Here is a 17,034-nt window from a genome sequence, read left to right as displayed (position 1 = left end):
CTCAGGCCTTCGTCGCCAGTGCATAGCGGGCGATCTCGATCCCCATCGCCTTTTCGACGACGGGATAGACGGTCGGATCGAGCACGCTTGCCGACAGCGGAATGATATCCATCGGCACATGCAGGATGAACACCCGCATGCCCTCCTTGAGCTGGCCGACGCTGAGCGGCTCGCCCTGTGGTGAAAGCGTGGTGATGACCGCGGGAAAGGTGGCAAGCCGCCCGCCATCCGCATCGTCCACCGCCATATATTCGTTCATCACATGCAGCGTCACCGACTTTTCGCCCGCGCCGACGGTGATCGTGCCGATGTCGAAGGCTTCCTTGGTGTAGACGACCTCCTTGCGGGTAATGATTCCTTCGGCAAGAATATGTCCGCCCGTCGTCTTGCAGATCGCGTCGATGACATCAGATCCGCCCTTCTTCTCCGCCGCGATGATCGCCTCACCGAGCGAAAGTGCCATCGAAATGCCGCCGAGCGCCGCATGGCTGCGGACATAGGAGGCTCTGAGCGGATTGCGGCAACTGGCGATGAAGCCGCCGGATTGATCGGCGGCGGCGCGCAGCACCGGCGAGATCTTCGCGGTCGCGCCCTTCACCACCAGTTCGATATAGCGGCTTTCGGCCCGATTGCCGCCGACCGCGGTCTGGATCATCTGCTCCGGCGAGCCGGCCATGCCGATCGAGCCCATGTCGCCGGTGGGATGGGCGCGGATATCCCCGACCGCGTCGACCACCTTGGTGCCGAGGATCGCTGACGGCAGCCAGCCGTTCAGCGTCGAGGATTTGCCGTTCTGGCCGATGATCAGCCCGGAAAGCTTTTCGCCGAGTGCCTCCTGCAGCAATTGCACCGCCTTCACATAATCGATGCCCTGCATTTCCCAGGGGGTGGTGGAGGCCGGCGCGCCGATCGCAGCCGCGGTGGCGATCCACTCCTCGTCCTTCAACTCGTCGATCGAGACCAGCTCGGGCTTGCCGACATTGACGGCGGCATAACCGAGCATCCGCCCGTGATCGGCCCAGCCGCCGCCACCGGCGGCATAGACGGAGCCGCCCTTGACCGCGGCTTCCACGTCCTTCTCAACCAGTATGCGTCCCATCGGTCTTCTCCCGCGTCAAATCCGTGTCCATCTCGCGCACCGCCTCGAACAGCACGGCGGCGCCGAGCGCAATATCGTCATTTTCCGCCCGTTCGTCGGGGCAATGGCTGCGTCCTCCCCGGCAGGGCACGAAGATCATCGCCGCCGGCGCCACCTTGGCGATCCAGGCCGTATCGTGTCCCGCGCCGGAGGCCATGCGCCGATGTTTGGCGCCGACGCGTTGGCAGGCAGTCTCCAATGTCGAAAGCAGGCCGGCATCGCCCGGCGTCGGCATATTGTCGGAGACCCGGTTCGGCGTCTCGATCGTGACGCCATAGGCGGTGGCCAGCTTTTCGACATGGCCATCGAGCCAGCGGCAGAAGGCCTCCATGTCGGCACGAATCTCGGCGCGGCCATCGATCAGCAGCACCACTTTCGACGGCACGACATTGGCGGCATTCGGCTCGATCCTGAATTCACCGACCGTCGCCGCGAAGTGGCCCGGCGTTTTGGAGAGCTCAGCCGCGGCGTTGCGAATGTCGAGCACCAGCTGCGAGGCTGCCACTAGCGCATCCGCCCGCCGGTCCATCGGCGTCGTGCCGGCATGATCGGCCCGTCCCTCGACGGTGATCTCGATGCGGGTAATGCCTGCAATCGCGGTGACGATGCCGATATCCTCTCTTTCGGCTTCGAGCACCGGTCCTTGCTCGATATGAAGCTCGAGAAAGCCGGCGAGATCCGGCCGCTTCTGCTGCGCCAGCACGCCGGGCTCGCCGCCCATCTCAGCGATGCCCTCGGCAAGATCGAGACCGCCACTGACGCGGGAAAGCCAGGCTTCCGGCAATTGCCCGGTCATCCCGCGGCTGCCGATGCAAGAGACGCCGAAGATGCTAACCTCCTCGGCAAGGAAGTCGACGATCTCCAGATCGTGGTCGAGTTCGATCGCCTGGTCGCTCAGCGCACGCGCCACTTCCAGCGCCGAGACCACCCCGGCAACGCCGTCGAAGCGGCCGCCGTCCGGCACCGTGTCGGAATGCGAACCGACCATGATCGTGCCGAGCCAGGGCTTGCGGCCCGTGCGCCGGCCGATCAGATTGCCGGCGGCATCGATCCGCGTTTCCAGTCCCGCCGCCTTCATCTTCGCTTCGATATAGGCCCGGCCTTCGAGAAAGAGCGGTGAGAAGGCCCGCCGCGTCCAGGGGTGCCCCGGCTCGGTAATCGCGGCCAGCGCCTCGATATCCCTGGCGATACGGCCGGCATTGATGGGAAGATTTCGGTTCATGCATCCGTTCCCGCAATGACCTGGCGCGGCAACGGCCGCACGAACCGTCCGCTGCCGGGCTCGGCCAGCACCTTGCCGCCTTCGGCGATCTTTTCACCCCTGAGATAGGTGGCGGAAACGGTCCAGGGCAGGCGAATGCCGTTGTAAGGGCTCCAGCCGACGACATTGTTGCCGCTTGCCGCAGCGTCATAGACGCTGTCCCTCGGTTCGAGCACGGTGATATCGGCATCTTTGCCCGGCGTCAGCGCCCCCTTGATATGGTCGAGCCGGAAATGCCTGGCCGGATTTTCGGCCATGAGCCGCGCTGCCCAGGTCAGGGGAATGCCGCGTTCGATGGCGCCTTTGACGAAGAGCGGCACCATCACCTCGAGGCCGGGAACACCTGAGGCGTTGGCGAGCATGTCGGGATTGGTCTTGCGGTTTTCCGACCAGCTGACGTGATCGGTCGAGACCAGCCAGACATCACCCTCGGCCACCTTCCGCCAGAGCGTCTCCACCTCGGCGCGCGGCCGCACCGGCGGATTGATCTTCGCCTTGCCACCGAGGCGCTTGACGTCGTTCTCTTCGTCGAGCGTCAGATAATGGATGCAGCATTCGACCGTCGCCGCAAAGCCGTCGCGGCGATAGGCGCGGGCGATATCGTAGCCGCGCCCGAGCGAGCAGTGCACCACGTGCGCCGGGCAGTGGGTCACGGCACCGGTCTCGAAGATCGTATGCATCGCCAGCAGCTCAGTGATCGGCGGCCGTGACAGGCCGTGCGCCCGCCAGTCGGTGACGCCGCTTGCCTTCACCTCAGCCATATAGCTGCGCACCGCCTCGTCATCCTCATTGTGCACGCCTGCCGTCAGCCCGGTCGGAGCGATCTCCGCAAAACAGGCGTCGAGCAGGGTCGGCGGAATGCGCGGAAAACGCATGGGATCGGTGCCGAAGGTCGAGAATTTGAACGCCGCAACGCCGGCCTCGACCATCTCGCCGATCCGCGCCGGGCCTTCTTCCGGGTCGACGGTGCCGTAAAGCGCGAAGTCGACGCGCGCCTGCTGCCCGGCATGGTCGATCTTGCGTTTGACTGCCGCCGCCGAGCAGACAAGATCGCCCTCGTCATAGGGCATATCGACGATTGTTGTCACGCCGCCGGCCGCTGCCGACCGCGTCGACCAGATGAAATCCTCCTGGTCCTTCTGCGAGAGCGAATGCACCTGCGCGTCGATCGCGCCAGGCAGGATCAGTGCTTTGCCGAGCAGGTGGCGTTCCCGCGCCGCAGGCGGCACGCCGAGGCCGACCTCGGCGATCTTGCCGTTGCGCACGGCAACATAACCCGCTTCGACAATGCGGTCCGGCAGCACCACCGTGCCCTGCAGAACGAGATCGAAGTCCATGTCGGCTCCTCCAAAAAGCTGAGTTCAGATTGCCTGCGCCTCGTGGCGGGTCAGCCGCTCCTCGATATGCTCCAGTGATCCGAGCGCAAAGAAATCGTCGAAGGAGGCGATCGGAACCTGTGCAGTCAGTCTCGACAGGAAGTCGTCCGAGCCGAGCTCCTCCTCGATTGCCTCCACCTCAGCCGAAAGCGGCCGGTCCACGATATAGAAATCCGCATGTTTGCGCACGACCTCGTAGAGCATGGCGGCAACGCCCTTCGGTTCATCGCCGAGGATGTCGATCGCCTGGGCGGAGAGCAGTGCCTCCAGCGCCGCCAGGCGCTTCAACGCCTGCATCTGCCGCTCGAAGCGCTCGATGACCAGCGGCAGGAACGCCGCCTCGTCCTCCAGCCCGGCCGCCACCACCAGCGACTGCGCCGACACCGGATTGGACATCGACAGCACGCGCGAAAAAATCTCGCCGGCAAGTTTGATGATCGGCCCGAATCCGGTGGCGATCCGCCCCGGCGGCACGAGATTGACCGGCAGGTCGCGCCGCTGGCCGTTGCCGAGAATGACGCAGCGGTTGAAGGCGTTGCGCGCCGCATGCGCCATGCAGAGGGCGGCCGATTCGAGCAGGATCGTCACGTCGAGCGGAAGCGATCCGCCCGAGGTCATCACCCGGCCTTCGACCACGACGGGATTGTCGTCCGAACGCCCGGTGGCGGCAAGGATTTTGTGGCCGGTCGATAGCAGGTTTTCGATGACCGCACCGAACACCTGGGCAATCATGCGCAGGCTGAGCGGATCCTGCACATGCGTTGCAACAGGCCAGTTCCAGTCATCGGAGGCGTTGCAGAGCCAGGCGCCGATCAGCGCCTCGCGCGCGGTGCCGACATGGCGGACCGCCTTCCACGGATCACGCGATGCGCCGAGCGCACCGGCCGCCATCATCGCCGTCGCCAGCAGGATCCGGATCGAGGCCGCCGCATTGCGCGTCGTTTCCGCCGCCGCGGCAAAACTTACCGCATTGATGCTGAGCGAGGCGAGGCTGTCGCGCGGCGCCATCCGCACCGGCTCCAGCCCGGCCGCCCGGAAGGCTTCCGCTGCCTGCATGCGGTTGCCGCGATAGATCGCTTCGCCGACCCCGGTCAGCACCGCGCCGATCTGCCCCATCAGGCCGATATCGGCGCAGCCGATCGAGCCGGTGCGGCGCACGACCGGGATGAGATCGGCTTTCAGCATGGTGATATAGGCCTCGATCAACTCCGGCGTGCAGCCGACCTGGCCGGTCAGAGCCGTATTGACGCGGATCGCCATGGCATTGCGGACGACATTGCAGGAAAACGGCGTGCCGGTGCCGAAATGATGGGCGCGCACCAGGCCGAGATTGAAGGTGTCGAGTTCGTCGGCCGACCATTCCACATCCTTCATGGCGCCGACGCCAGTCGTCGAGCCGTAGACGGGCATGCCGGAGGCGATCGCATCCTCGACGATCTCGCGGGCAATGGCGATGCGCGCCATGCCGGTGGCCGAAGCCGAAATCGTCGCCTTGCCCGCACCGATCGTCACCATCTCGGCAAAACCGAGCGGCCGTCCGGAAAGTTCGATGCCAGGGCGTTCGTGCTGCATGTGCCATATCTCCTAGAACAGGATGATCTTAGGCCGGTCCGGCCGAAAATCTGAATCCCGTTCCAAATTAAAGAGCTAGAGCATGATGTCGCCCGAAAACCGCTTACACTTCGGCATCATGCTCTAACGGCGAGACTAAGCGAGCCCTCGGTCGCATGGGATATCCTAAATGCCGAACACAGCATGTTTTACCGATGGATCAGCTCAGCATCCAGGCAATATAGAGAAGCGTCAATGCAATGACCCAAAGGGCGATCCTGGCCGAGCGGTTGTGCCGCGCCTCGGCCTTGCCGATCGCCTCAGCCGTCTGCGCGTCGAAGCGTAAGCCGTGTTCGCTCATGTGCAGAAGCTGGTGGTGGAATTTTTCGGTCTTCGCCGCAATTTCCGGCACGGCTTCGGCAAGTTTGACCGCCGCCTTCAGCCCATCCTTGAGATCGGTGGCGATCCGCTTCGGGCCGAGATTGGTGCGTATCCAGTCGCCGACAACAGGCTCGGAGGCTTTCCACATATTGAAGCGCGGGTTGAGCATGCGCGACACGCCCTCGACCACCACCATGGTCTTCTGCAACATTACCAGCTCCGGCCGTGTCGCCATGTCGAAGAGTTCGGTCACTTCGAACAGCAGCGTCAAGAGCTTGCCCATCGAGATCGTCTCGGCCGGCTGGCCATGGATCGGCTCGCCGATCGCCCGGATCGCCTGGGCAAAACTCTCGACATTGTGGTGGCCCGGCACATAGCCCGCCTCGAAATGCACCTCGGCGACGCGGATATAGTCGCGGGTGATGAAGCCATAGAGGATTTCGGCGAGGAACCGCCGTTCCTTTTTGCCGAGCCGTCCGACAATGCCCATGTCGACCGCAACGATCATGCCGTCCGCATCGACGAAGAGATTGCCCGGATGCATGTCGGCATGGAAGAAGCCGTCGCGCAGCGTGTGGCGCAGGAAGGACTGGATCAGCGTGTCGGCAAGCAGGTTGAGATCGTGGCCGGCCGCGCGCAGTCCTTCGACGTCGGACATGCGGGTGCCGTCGATCCATTCCATGGTGATGACGTCGCGCCCGGTGCGCTCCCAGTCGACCTTCGGCACGCGGAAGCCGGGATCCTTTTCGGTATTCTCGGCGATTTCGGAGAGGGCGGCCGCCTCGAGGCGAAGATCCATCTCCACCTTCGTCGTCTGCTCCAGCGTCTTCGTCACCTCGACCGGCCGCAGCCGTCGGCTGGAGGCCAGGAAACGCTCCTGCATATGGGCAACGAGGTACATCGCCTCGATGTCATGAGCAAAACGCTGGCGCACGCCGGGCCGCACGATCTTGACGGCGACCTTCTTGCGGCCCTCGGATGTTTCGACTTCGGCCGGATGCACCTGGGCGATCGAGGCGGCGGCGATCGGCTCGCCGAAGCTCGCATAGAGTTCGCCGATCGGCCGCCCGAGCGAGCCTTCGATATTGGCCTTGGCCGCAGCCGAGGGGAAAAAGGCCATCCGATCCTGCAACTGCGACAGGTCGTTGGCGAATTCGACGCCGACCACGTCAGGCCGCGTTGCCAGGAACTGCCCGATTTTCACATAGGAGGGGCCGAGCCGCTCGACGGCATGCGCCAACCGGTCGCTGCGCTTCTGATGGCGCGCCTTGCTGCGCTCGAAAATCGTCACGAAGGATTTGGCGAGCGCCACCGGAGGCGGCAGGCCTTCGGACGGCAGAGCTGACACGACGCCCTCACGAACGAGCACCCAGCCGACGCGCCACAGGCGGAAATAGGCCCCGAACGTGCTCATGCTGCAGTGCCCCGCCGGCCGAGGTTGGTGTTTGCTTCCCTCATGCCCTCAGAGCTTCCAGCCGGAATGCAGCGCGGCGATGCCGCCGGTATAGTTGGTGTAGGTGACGCGGGAAAAGCCGGCCTGACGGATCATCGCCGCGAAATTCTCCTGGTTGGGGAATTTGCGGATCGATTCCACCAGATACTGGTAGGGTTCGGCATCGCCGGTAATCGCCTTGCCGAATTGCGGAATGGCATTGAACGACCAGGCGTCATAAATCTTGTCGAGCAGCGGCATGTCGACCTCGGAAAATTCGAGCACCAGCAGCCGTCCGCCGCGCTTCAGCACGCGATAGGCCTCTGACAGTGCGGCATCGATCCGCGGCACGTTGCGGATGCCGAAGGCGATCGTATAGGCGTCGAAGCTCGCCGCCTCGAAGGGCAGTTCCTCGGCATTCGCCTCGACGAAGGTGAGATTGCCGGAAAGCTTCTTCTTTTCCGCCCGCTCGGCGCCGACGCCGAGCATCGAGCCGTTGATATCGAGCACGGTCGCATGCGCCTGCCGGCCCGAGGCCTCGACGATGCGGAAGGCGATGTCGCCGGTGCCGCCGGCAACGTCGAGCACCTTGTAGCCCTGCTCCTTGCGCGGGTTCAGCGCCGAAATCATCGCGTCTTTCCAGGCGCGGTGCATGCCCATCGACATGACGTCGTTCATGATGTCGTAGCGCTTGGCGACCTTGTGGAACACCTGGTTGACCAGGTCCTGCTTCTCGCCGCCCGGCACCTCGCGGAAGCCGTAGGAGGTCTCCATGCCGCCATCGGCGGAAGTGCGGCTTTCAGGCATCAGACTGCTCCGTTCCTCGATATTCAGCCGCGCAGGCCATAGCGAAAGACCGCGCGCGACGTTATCACTGGGCCGCGCTCTCCGCGGACCACTGGCGCTATAGCGCACATCGTCCTCGGTTGAAACACGTTAGATACAGATGGGTTAAGATGCCGGAATTGCCAGAAGTCGAAACGGTAAAACGCGGCCTGGCGCCGGCGATGGAGGGGGCTCGTATTGCCAGGCTTGAGCTGCGCCGTGGGGATCTGCGCTTTCCCTTTCCCGACGCTTTCGCCGACAGGGTTTCCGGCCGCACCATCGTCAGCCTTGGCCGCCGCGCCAAATATCTGCTGGTCGATCTCGACGATGGCAACACGCTGATTTCCCATCTCGGCATGTCCGGCTCTTTTCGGATCGAGGAGGGTCGCATCGAGGAGGGCGCTGGCGCGGCCACGCCTGGCGAATTCCACCATGCCCGCTCGAAGGACGAGAAGCACGATCACGTCGTCTTTCATCTGGAAAGTCCAGCGGGTCCGCGCCGCGTTGTCTATAATGATCCGCGCCGTTTCGGCTTCATGGATATGGTGGGGCGCGCCGATCTTGCCGCCCATCCCTTCTTCCGCGATCTCGGCCCGGAGCCGACGGGAAACGAGCTCGGCGCCGCCTATCTCGCCGAGCGCTTCCGCGACAAGGCGCAGCCGTTGAAGAGTGCGCTGCTCGACCAGAAGAATATTGCCGGTCTCGGCAATATATATGTTTGCGAGGCGCTGTGGCGCGCCCATCTTTCGCCGATCCGCGCCGCCGGCACGCTGGTGACGGCAGGCGGCCGGCCGAAGGAGCAGCTCAACCTGCTCGTCGCCTCGATCCGCCATGTCATTGCCGATGCCATCGCCGCCGGCGGATCCTCGCTGCGCGACCATATCCAGACCGACGGATCGCTCGGCTATTTCCAGCATTCCTTCTCCGTCTATGATCGCGAAGGTCAGGCTTGCCGCACGCCCGGCTGCGGCGGTACGGTCGCCCGCATCGTCCAGGCGGGCCGCTCCACCTTCTATTGCGCCACCTGCCAGAAGTAAGAACGGGAGAACAGCATGGCCTATGAGACCCTGATCGTCGAAACCCGAGGCAATGTCGGTCTCGTCACGCTGAACCGACCGCAGGCGCTGAACGCGCTGAATTCCACCGTCCTGAAGGAGTTGAAGGAGGCCTATGCCGCCTTCCATGCCGACGAGGCGGTCGGCGCGATCGTCATCACCGGTTCGGAACGCGCCTTTGCCGCCGGCGCCGATATCAAGGAGATGCAGGCGCTTCAGTTCGCCGATATCTATAAGAGTGATTTCATCAGCGGCTGGGATGAGGTCGCCAAGGCCCGCAAGCCGGTCATCGCCGCCGTCAGCGGCTTTGCGCTCGGCGGCGGCTGTGAGCTTGCGATGATGTGCGATTTCATCATCGCTTCGGAAACGGCGAAGTTCGGCCAGCCGGAAATCACCCTCGGCGTCATCCCCGGCATGGGCGGCTCGCAGCGGCTGACGCGCGCCGTCGGCAAGGCGAAGGCAATGGATCTCATCCTGACCGGCCGCATGATGGATGCGGCCGAAGCCGAACGCTCGGGACTCGTTTCGCGTGTGGTGGCGCCCGAGCGTCTGCTCGACGAGGCGTTGGCGGCGGCGGAAAAGATCGCCTCGCTTTCTCAGCCTTCGGTGCTGATGGCCAAGGAGGCGGTCAATCGCGCGTTCGAGACCACGCTGGAGGAGGGGCTCCGCTTCGAACGCCGGCTGTTTCACAGTCTGTTTGCCACCGACGACCAGAAGGAAGGCATGGCGGCCTTCGTCGAGAAGCGCAAACCGGCTTTTAAGCACCGTTGAACGCTTTTCGGCGGTTCCGGCTGCAAAGCTTGAAAATCCGCGTTGACGTGGGCCGGCTTTAGAGTTATATGCCCGCCCACGGTTCGGAAAGCCGGTTTGGTTTTCCGCGATTGCTCCCGCATTGCTGGATTTTGTGGCCGCAGGGCCCGCGGTAATGGCGGAGTTTGTTCGAATTCTTGAGAGAGGCATCCATGGCCAATACAACTTCGGCGAAAAAAGCGACCCGCAAGATCGCCCGCCGTACCGACGTCAATAAGGCTCGTCGCTCGCGCGTTCGTACTTTCGTTCGCCAGGTCGAAGAGGCCATCGCATCCGGTGACGCCGCCAAGGCGAAGGAAGCTTTCCTGGCGGCTCAGCCCGAGCTTGCCCGCGCCGCCAGCAAGGGCGTGCTGCATGCCAACACGGCATCGCGCAAGGTCTCGCGCCTGGCCGCTCGTGTGAAGGCTCTTTCGGTCACCGCGACCGCGTAATCTTCCGTTAAGAACTTCCTCGTTATGATTAGCCCGGTAATTTTACCGGGCTTTTTCGATTCCGCCGATCAGCCCCTCTATGGTTAATCCTGCGACTGTTTCGTGTCAGCGCCATGACAGGAAAAATTGTTTGATAACAAACACTTGCGCAAGGATGCTTTCACGCCACGCGACTCTGACCCGACGTTCCGGGACCAGGGGGGAGTCAAGAAGATTTTTATTTTTTTTCTTTCCATGCGTGTCCAAATAGCCCGAACGGGGAATCTCCTTGATTCAAAAGCGATTCTTTTTTGACAGTGGTGTGACGCCCGAAAAGGGCAGGCGGAGTCAATGCCCGCTTCTTAATTTTGCGTAAAATTCATCGTTGATATTGCCTTTTGATCCTGCCTAAATGGCTTCCAACAGAGGGCGCGGACATCACCTGTAGAGGCTCGGTCTTAACTGCCACGTCGGCAGGGCGATAAGTTTGTGCCATTTGTTACGGAGCCTTGCGCTTCCGTTTTTTCAAGCACTCGACGGATTTGGGCCGTAACGTGGCTGTTACGGGCAGGGATGTTTTGTGCCTTCAGTGGCCACACGTTTAAGGCGAGGTCGCCGGAGAAGGTTAAAGTAATATTGCGTACGGGCTGATCGGTCGAAAACGAGGATCGACCGCCAGCCTGGCACGGAAAGCCGGTGAAGGTTGCCGCATGAACGCGGTCCCTGCAACGGTGTTCTGCGCCATGTTTGAGTGAACCGGCAGGTAAGCGGCTTCATGAGGATGCCGTCAGCTCGCCAAAGCGGGGAATAATCGGGCGGCTATTTTAGCGGAAGCCGCCCGGTGGAATTGAAAGGCGGCATTATGCAGATGAATACGATGACGGCGGGCGGGCCCGACAATGGGGATGTGGCACCGCAGGCGTTTGGCTCCATTCGCCTCGAAGGGGGAGAAGCAAAGGCGGAAATGAAGCACAGCATCTTGTTTGAGCGCGTCAGCGCGCGCTTGAAGGCCCAGGTCGGCCCTGACGTCTATGCCAGCTGGTTCGCCCGGCTGAAGCTGCATTCGGTGTCGAAGAGCGTGGTTCGCCTGTCGGTTCCCACCACCTTCCTGAAGTCGTGGATCAACAATCGTTATCTCGATCTCATCACCGGTCTGTTCCAGGCCGAGGATCCGGAAATTCTGAAGATCGAAGTCCTGGTGCGCACTGCGACGCGCAGCGGCACGAAGGCGCTCGATGAGGCGGTTCAGCCCGAGCCGGTCGTTGCCCCCCAGGCGCGCCGCCCCGCAAGCGCCCAGCCGGCCGGCCAGGCCGTCCAGCAGGCGGTTTCCTCCGTTGCCGCGTCAAGGCCCGCAAGCTTTGGCGCGCCGCTCTTCGGTTCGCCGCTCGACAGCCGTTTCACCTTCGACACCTTCGTCGAAGGCAGCTCGAACCGCGTCGCACTTGCGGCCGCCAAGACGATCGCCGAGGCCGGTTCCGGCGCCGTGCGCTTCAATCCGCTGTTCATCCATTCGACGGTCGGCCTCGGCAAGACCCACCTGTTGCAGGCGATCGCCAATGCGGCGGTGCAGAACCCGCGGGCGCTGCGCGTCGTCTATCTGACGGCCGAGTATTTCATGTGGCGCTTCGCCACCGCGATCCGCGACAATGATGCGCTGACGCTGAAGGATTCGCTGCGCAACATCGATCTCCTGATCATCGACGACATGCAGTTCCTGCAGGGCAAGATGATCCAGCACGAATTCTGCCATCTCCTCAACATGCTGCTCGACAGCGCCAAGCAGGTCGTCGTCGCCGCCGACCGCGCCCCCTGGGAGCTGGAATCGCTCGACCCGCGTGTGCGCTCGCGCCTGCAGGGCGGTGTCGCGATCGAATTCGACGCGCCGGATTACGAGATGCGCCTCGAGATCCTCAGGCGTCGCCTTGCTGCGGCCCGGCTTGAAGATCCGTCGCTCGAAATTCCGGCCGAACTGCTCCAGCACGTCGCCCGCAACGTCACGGCCAGCGGCCGCGAGCTGGAAGGGGCTTTCAACCAGCTGGTCTTCCGCCGCTCCTTCGAGCCGAACCTGTCGATCGAGCGCGTCGACGAACTGCTCGCCCATCTCGTTGGCTCCGGCGAACCCCGCCGCGTGCGTATCGAGGATATCCAGCGCATCGTCGCGAGGCACTACAATGTCTCGCGCCAGGAACTGGTCTCGAACCGCCGCACCCGCGTCATCGTAAAGCCGCGCCAGATCGCCATGTATCTGTCGAAGACGCTGACGCCGCGCTCCTTCCCCGAGATCGGACGCCGTTTCGGTGGGCGCGATCACACGACCGTGCTGCACGCCGTGCGCAAGATCGAAGAGCTGATTTCCGGAGACACCAAGCTGTCGCATGAGGTCGAGCTTCTGAAGCGGCTGATCAACGAATAACGACCCGATTTTCGGAAAACGTTGACGGCTGGAAGCGATTCCGGCCGTTTTGCTTTATGAGCTTTTTATTCTATACCTCCGGCCACCCCGTGCATGCCCGATTTGGAGCGGCGTGTGCCGGGCAAAGACTGAAGCGCCGAAGAGGGCGCATGGGAGGATCATAAATGAGTTTTAGAAAGATCGCCGTTCTCGGCCTGGGCAAGGTCGGACGGCTGGCGGCGACGCTGTTGCATGAAGGTGGTTTCGAGGTCATCGGCGTCGATGCGCAACTGCCGCTGAGCGACGTTCCCTTCAAGTGCCGCGCCGGCGATATCTCGGACCCGCAAGTGGTCGGCGAACTGTTGTCGAATGTCGAGGCGGTGCTCTCCTGCCTGCCTTACCATCTGAACATCGAATTGGCGCGCGCCGCCCATCTCGCCGGCATTCATTATTTCGACCTGACCGAAGACGTTCCCACCACCAATTTCATCATCGAATTGTCGAAGACCGCCCGCGGCCTGATGGCGCCGCAATGCGGCCTGGCCCCGGGTTTCGTCGGCATCGTTGGCGCCAGCCTTGCCGACGGCTTCGATCGCTGCCGTTCGATCCGCATGCGCGTCGGCGCCCTGCCGCAGCATCCGACGGGGCTGCTGGGTTATGCCTTCAACTGGTCGCCCGAAGGCGTCGTCAACGAATATCTGAACGATTGCGAGGTCATCGAAGGCGGCGTGCGCAAGCTGGTCTCGCCGATGGAATGGCACGAGACCGTCTATGTCGGCGGCGTCAAGCTCGAAGCCTTCACGACCTCGGGCGGCCTCGGCACCATGTGCGATACCATGCTCGGCAAGATCGACAATCTCGACTACAAGACCATGCGTTATCCCGGTCACATGGAACTGATGAACTTCTTCTTCCACGAGCTTCTGATGCGCGACAAGCGCAAGCTCGCCGGCGAGATTCTGACCAATGCCAAGCCGCCGGTTGAAGACGATGTTGTCTATGTCCATGTCGCCGCCGAGGGCACGGAGAACGGCAGCCTGCGCCGCAAGGAGTTCGTGCGCGCCTATTACCCGATCGAGATTGCCGGTGCACGCCGCACGGCGATCGCCTGGACGACGTCAGCCTCCGTCGTTGCCGTTATCGAAATGGTCCGCGACGGCCTGCTGCCGGCGACCGGCTTCCTGCACCAGGAGCATATTCCGCTGGAGATGTTCTTGAAGACGCCGACCGGCAGCCTGTTCAAGGCCGGCGCCACCAGCCACGGCTGAGAATTGTTTTCCAACGCGGCGTTGATGTCATCGCCGCGTTGGATACAATCCGTTGTCAGATGTCAGCAGGCGAGATCGGCGACGACGGAATCGAGGATCAGCATGCCCGCCGGCGTGCAGCGCAGCCGTGAATTGCCGATCCGCTCGATGAATTTGTGTTCGAGCAGAAACTCTTCCCGCTTCGGGTCGAGGTCACGGCCGGAAAGCTGCTGCCAGCGGGCAAGATCGACGCCTTCCCTGAGCCGCAACCCCATCAGCAGCAGTTCGTCGGACTGTTCCTCGTAGCCGAGCCGCTCCTCGTCAAGAATGCCGTGGCCGTCGCGCTCGACCATGTCGAGCCAGGCTTCCGGCTTGCGCTCGGTCGCCGTCGCGATCTTCTCGGGCCCACGCGTCAGCCGGCCGTGCGCGCCGGGGCCGATGCCGGCATAATCGCCGTAACGCCAATAGGTGAGGTTATGCCGGCTTTCGGCGCCCGGCCGGGCGTGGTTGGAAACCTCATAGGCCGGCATGCCCTCGCGCGCGGTGATTTCCTGCGTCGCCTCGTAGAGCACAGCCGCCTGCTCGCCATCCGGCACGATCAGCTTGCCTGCTTTGTGCAGGCCGTAAAACGGTGTGCCTTCCTCGATGGTGAGTTGATAGAGCGAAAGATGATCGACCGCATAAGAGATCGCTTGCTTCAGCTCCCTTTCCCATTGCTCAACCGTCTGGTCCGGCCGGGCATAGATGAGGTCGAAAGACATGCGCGGAAAAATGTCGCGCGCCAGCCGGATCGCCTTCAGCGCGTCGGCGACATCATGCAGCCGGCCGAGAAATTTCAGGTCGCGATCATCAAGTGCCTGCACGCCGAGTGAGACGCGGTTGACGCCGGCCGCCCGGTAGCCGCGGAAGCGATCGGCCTCGACGCTGGAGGGATTGGCCTCCATGGTGATCTCGATACCATCGGGCACGTGCCAGTGCCGGGCAATGCCGTCGAGAATGGCGGAGACTGTTTCCGGCTTCATCAGCGACGGCGTGCCGCCGCCGAGGAAGATGCTCGTCACCGTCTTCGGCCCGCTCATTGCCCGGATCGCCGCCATCTCCTTCAGGAAGGCTGCTGCAAAGCGCTCCTGATCCACCGGCTGATGGCGCACATGGCTGTTGAAATCGCAATAAGGACACTTCGCCGCGCAGAAGGGCCAATGCACATAGACGCCGAAACCGGGCTCGCCGGTATCGGGCAGCAGCGCAGCATCGCGCGAGGAGCCTGGCGTGTCGAAATTGTCCACTTCGCGACCTTATGCCTCCAGGCAGGTTTCGACAAAGAGTTTGAAGGCACGCGCCCGGTGCGACAGCGCCTGCGGCTTGCCGATGTTCCAGCCGTGTTTTTCCTCGCCGCTCATCTCGCCGAAAGTGACGCCGTAACCTTCCGGCTGGAAGACCGGATCGTAGCCGAAGCCCTGCGTGCCGCGCGGCGGCCAGACGACATTGCCTTCCACTTCGCCGCGGAAGAGCTCGGTATGGCCGTCCGGCCAGGCGAGGCAGAGCACGCTGACGAAACGCGCGGTGCGCTGTTCCGGCTTGCTCGCGCCCGCATCCTGCAGCGCCTTTTCCACCTTCGCCATCGCCATGTCGAAATCGCGTGTGCCGTCCGATGTCTCTGCCCAATTGGCGGTGTAGACGCCGGGATCGCCGCCGAGCGCATCGACCACCAGCCCGGAATCGTCCGACAGCGCCGGCATGCCGGCTGCATTGGCGGAGGCCACCGCCTTGATCGTCGCATTCTCCTCGAAGCTGGTGCCGGTTTCGTCAGGTTCGACGAAATTCAGCTCGGCCGCCGATTTGGCGGTGAAGCCGAGCGGTCCGATCAGTTCCTGGATCTCGCGGATCTTGCCGGCATTGTGGCTGGCGACGACGATGGTCTTCGTTTCGAGCTTGCGCATTCAGATATCCTATTCGATGCCCCAGATTTTAGCCTCCGCGCATTCCAGGCTGTTGCCGGCTGGATCGCGGAAATAGATGGAGCGGCCGCCATTCGGCCAATGCACCTCGGATTCGATCGCCACACCGGCCGCCGTCAGCCGTTCGGCCATCGCATTGATGTTGCGGCCGGACACCCGAAAGCAGGCATGGCCCTGTCCGGTCGTGCCATGCGGCGGCACCTGCAGCGCGTCAGGCGACGGCGGCTTCACGGTTTCCTCCGGATTGAAGATCAACAGAACGCCGGGGCCGCAGCGGAAGAAGACATGCCGGTTGGCGGCGCGGGTGATCTTTTCAAGCCCGAGGACGCTCTCGTAGAACGCCTCCGCCTCATCGAGATCGCGCGCATAAAGCGCCGTTTCCAGCATGCCTTCCAGCATGGGGTTCATCCCGCAATCGCCTGTTTCTGCAGGGCGACGAGTTCGCCGATGCCGTTCTTGGCAAGACCCATCAGCGAAGTGAATTCCTCTTCGCTAAATGGCGTGCCTTCGGCCGTTCCCTGGATTTCGACGATGCCGCCGGCGCCGGTCATGACGAAATTGGCGTCGGTCTCGGCCGAGGAATCCTCGAGGTAATCGAGATCGATCACCGGCTGGCTGGCGAAAACGCCGCAGGAGATGGCGGCGACATGATCCTTCAGGACCCGGTCGACCTTGATCATGTTGCGGCTTTCCATCCATTTCAGGCAGTCGTAAAGCGCGATCCAGCCGCCGGTGATCGCGGCCGTCCGCGTGCCGCCATCGGCCTGGATGACGTCGCAATCAAGGGTGATCTGCCGCTCGCCGAGCGCCTGCAGGTCGACGACGGCGCGCAGCGACCGGCCGATCAGCCGCTGGATTTCCTGGGTGCGGCCGCCCTGCTTGCCGGCGGCCGCCTCGCGCTTCATGCGCTCGCCGGTCGCCCGCGGCAGCATGCCGTACTCAGCCGTGACCCAGCCCTTGCCGCTATTGCGCAGCCATGGCGGCGTCTTTTCTTCGAGGCTGGCCGTGCAGAGCACATGCGTATCGCCGAATTTCACCAGGCAGGAACCTTCCGCATGCTTGGAAAAATTGCGCTCGAACGAGACCTTGCGCATCTGGTCGATTTTTCTGCCTGAAGGCCGCATTCTTATCTCCTGGGGTTTGTTGACCGCTTCTACGATTGGCGGCGCCCATTTGCAAATTCCCTTTTGCCACGGCT

General features: G+C 63.1%; 15 protein-coding genes. 5 read left to right on the top strand and 10 right to left on the bottom strand.

The window, feature by feature from the left end; all coding sequences use genetic code 11:
• Nucleotide 1: 1 nt before the first annotated feature.
• The 6 genes from FHX03_RS05595 to ubiE all read right to left on the bottom strand — a co-directional run bounded on the left by FHX03_RS05595 (nt 2) and on the right by ubiE (nt 7,946).
• A complete protein-coding gene (locus FHX03_RS05595) occupies nt 2–1,099 on the bottom strand; it encodes a DUF917 domain-containing protein (RefSeq protein WP_097624632.1) in 1,098 nt (365 codons plus the stop codon).
• Complete coding sequence (locus FHX03_RS05590; protein WP_183852846.1) at nt 1,080–2,360, bottom strand: Zn-dependent hydrolase; 1,281 nt, start codon at nt 2,358–2,360, stop codon at nt 1,080–1,082. The genes FHX03_RS05595 and FHX03_RS05590 overlap by 20 nt, the downstream gene beginning before the upstream one ends.
• On the bottom strand, nt 2,357–3,736 hold the full coding sequence (locus tag FHX03_RS05585; RefSeq protein WP_183852844.1) for a dihydroorotase: 1,380 nt from the start codon (nt 3,734–3,736) through the stop codon (nt 2,357–2,359). Before FHX03_RS05585 ends, FHX03_RS05590 begins: the two co-directional genes overlap by 4 nt.
• 24 nt (nt 3,737–3,760) lie before the next feature.
• Nucleotides 3,761–5,347 carry an aromatic amino acid lyase gene (locus FHX03_RS05580; RefSeq protein ID WP_097624635.1) on the bottom strand — a complete coding sequence of 529 codons (1,587 nt, stop codon included), beginning with the start codon at nt 5,345–5,347 and terminating at the stop codon, nt 3,761–3,763.
• Between the two features lie 199 nt (nt 5,348–5,546).
• On the bottom strand, nt 5,547–7,121 hold the full coding sequence (gene ubiB / locus FHX03_RS05575; protein ID WP_097624636.1) for a 2-polyprenylphenol 6-hydroxylase: 1,575 nt from the start codon (nt 7,119–7,121) through the stop codon (nt 5,547–5,549).
• 48 nt (nt 7,122–7,169) lie between these two features.
• Complete coding sequence (gene ubiE / locus FHX03_RS05570; RefSeq protein WP_097624637.1) at nt 7,170–7,946, bottom strand: bifunctional demethylmenaquinone methyltransferase/2-methoxy-6-polyprenyl-1,4-benzoquinol methylase UbiE; 777 nt, start codon at nt 7,944–7,946, stop codon at nt 7,170–7,172.
• Between the two features lie 149 nt (nt 7,947–8,095).
• On the opposite strand from ubiE, the gene mutM reads away from it, so the two are divergent.
• The 5 genes from mutM (at nt 8,096) to FHX03_RS05545 (ending at nt 13,899) form a co-directional block, all read left to right on the top strand.
• Complete coding sequence (gene mutM, locus FHX03_RS05565; RefSeq protein ID WP_097624638.1) at nt 8,096–9,001, top strand: bifunctional DNA-formamidopyrimidine glycosylase/DNA-(apurinic or apyrimidinic site) lyase; 906 nt, start codon at nt 8,096–8,098, stop codon at nt 8,999–9,001.
• Between the two features lie 15 nt (nt 9,002–9,016).
• A complete protein-coding gene (locus tag FHX03_RS05560) occupies nt 9,017–9,790 on the top strand; it encodes an enoyl-CoA hydratase (RefSeq protein WP_183852842.1) in 774 nt (257 codons plus the stop codon).
• Between the two features lie 191 nt (nt 9,791–9,981).
• Nucleotides 9,982–10,260, top strand: a complete 279-nt coding sequence (rpsT, locus tag FHX03_RS05555; protein ID WP_003570835.1) for a 30S ribosomal protein S20 — start codon at nt 9,982–9,984, stop codon at nt 10,258–10,260.
• Nucleotides 10,261–11,101: 841 nt separating this feature from the next.
• Nucleotides 11,102–12,652 carry a chromosomal replication initiator protein DnaA gene (gene dnaA, locus FHX03_RS05550; protein WP_183852964.1) on the top strand — a complete coding sequence of 517 codons (1,551 nt, stop codon included), beginning with the start codon at nt 11,102–11,104 and terminating at the stop codon, nt 12,650–12,652.
• Nucleotides 12,653–12,816: 164 nt separating this feature from the next.
• Nucleotides 12,817–13,899: a saccharopine dehydrogenase family protein gene (locus FHX03_RS05545; RefSeq protein WP_003589021.1), complete on the top strand. Its 1,083-nt coding sequence runs from the start codon at nt 12,817–12,819 to the stop codon at nt 13,897–13,899.
• A gap of 62 nt (nt 13,900–13,961) precedes the next feature.
• Here FHX03_RS05545 and hemW read toward each other — a convergent pair whose 3' ends face one another.
• The 4 genes from hemW to rph are packed head-to-tail and all read right to left on the bottom strand — an operon-like array spanning nt 13,962 to nt 16,960.
• Nucleotides 13,962–15,164 (bottom strand): radical SAM family heme chaperone HemW, encoded by a 1,203-nt coding sequence (gene hemW / locus FHX03_RS05540; RefSeq protein WP_183852840.1) that lies wholly within the window; start codon nt 15,162–15,164, stop codon nt 13,962–13,964.
• Nucleotides 15,165–15,173: 9 nt separating this feature from the next.
• A complete protein-coding gene (gene rdgB, locus FHX03_RS05535) occupies nt 15,174–15,818 on the bottom strand; it encodes an RdgB/HAM1 family non-canonical purine NTP pyrophosphatase (RefSeq protein ID WP_097624642.1) in 645 nt (214 codons plus the stop codon).
• Between the two features lie 9 nt (nt 15,819–15,827).
• Nucleotides 15,828–16,244, bottom strand: a complete 417-nt coding sequence (locus tag FHX03_RS05530; protein ID WP_097624643.1) for a VOC family protein — start codon at nt 16,242–16,244, stop codon at nt 15,828–15,830.
• On the bottom strand, nt 16,241–16,960 hold the full coding sequence (rph, locus tag FHX03_RS05525) for a ribonuclease PH (protein WP_097624644.1): 720 nt from the start codon (nt 16,958–16,960) through the stop codon (nt 16,241–16,243). The genes FHX03_RS05530 and rph overlap by 4 nt, the downstream gene beginning before the upstream one ends.
• Nucleotides 16,961–17,034 lie beyond the last annotated feature (74 nt).

Origin of the sequence: Rhizobium sp. BK456 (assembly GCF_014194045.1) — a bacterium.
Lineage (GTDB): Bacteria > Pseudomonadota > Alphaproteobacteria > Rhizobiales > Rhizobiaceae > Rhizobium > Rhizobium redzepovicii.
This window is presented reverse-complemented; position numbering and strand designations above follow the sequence as displayed.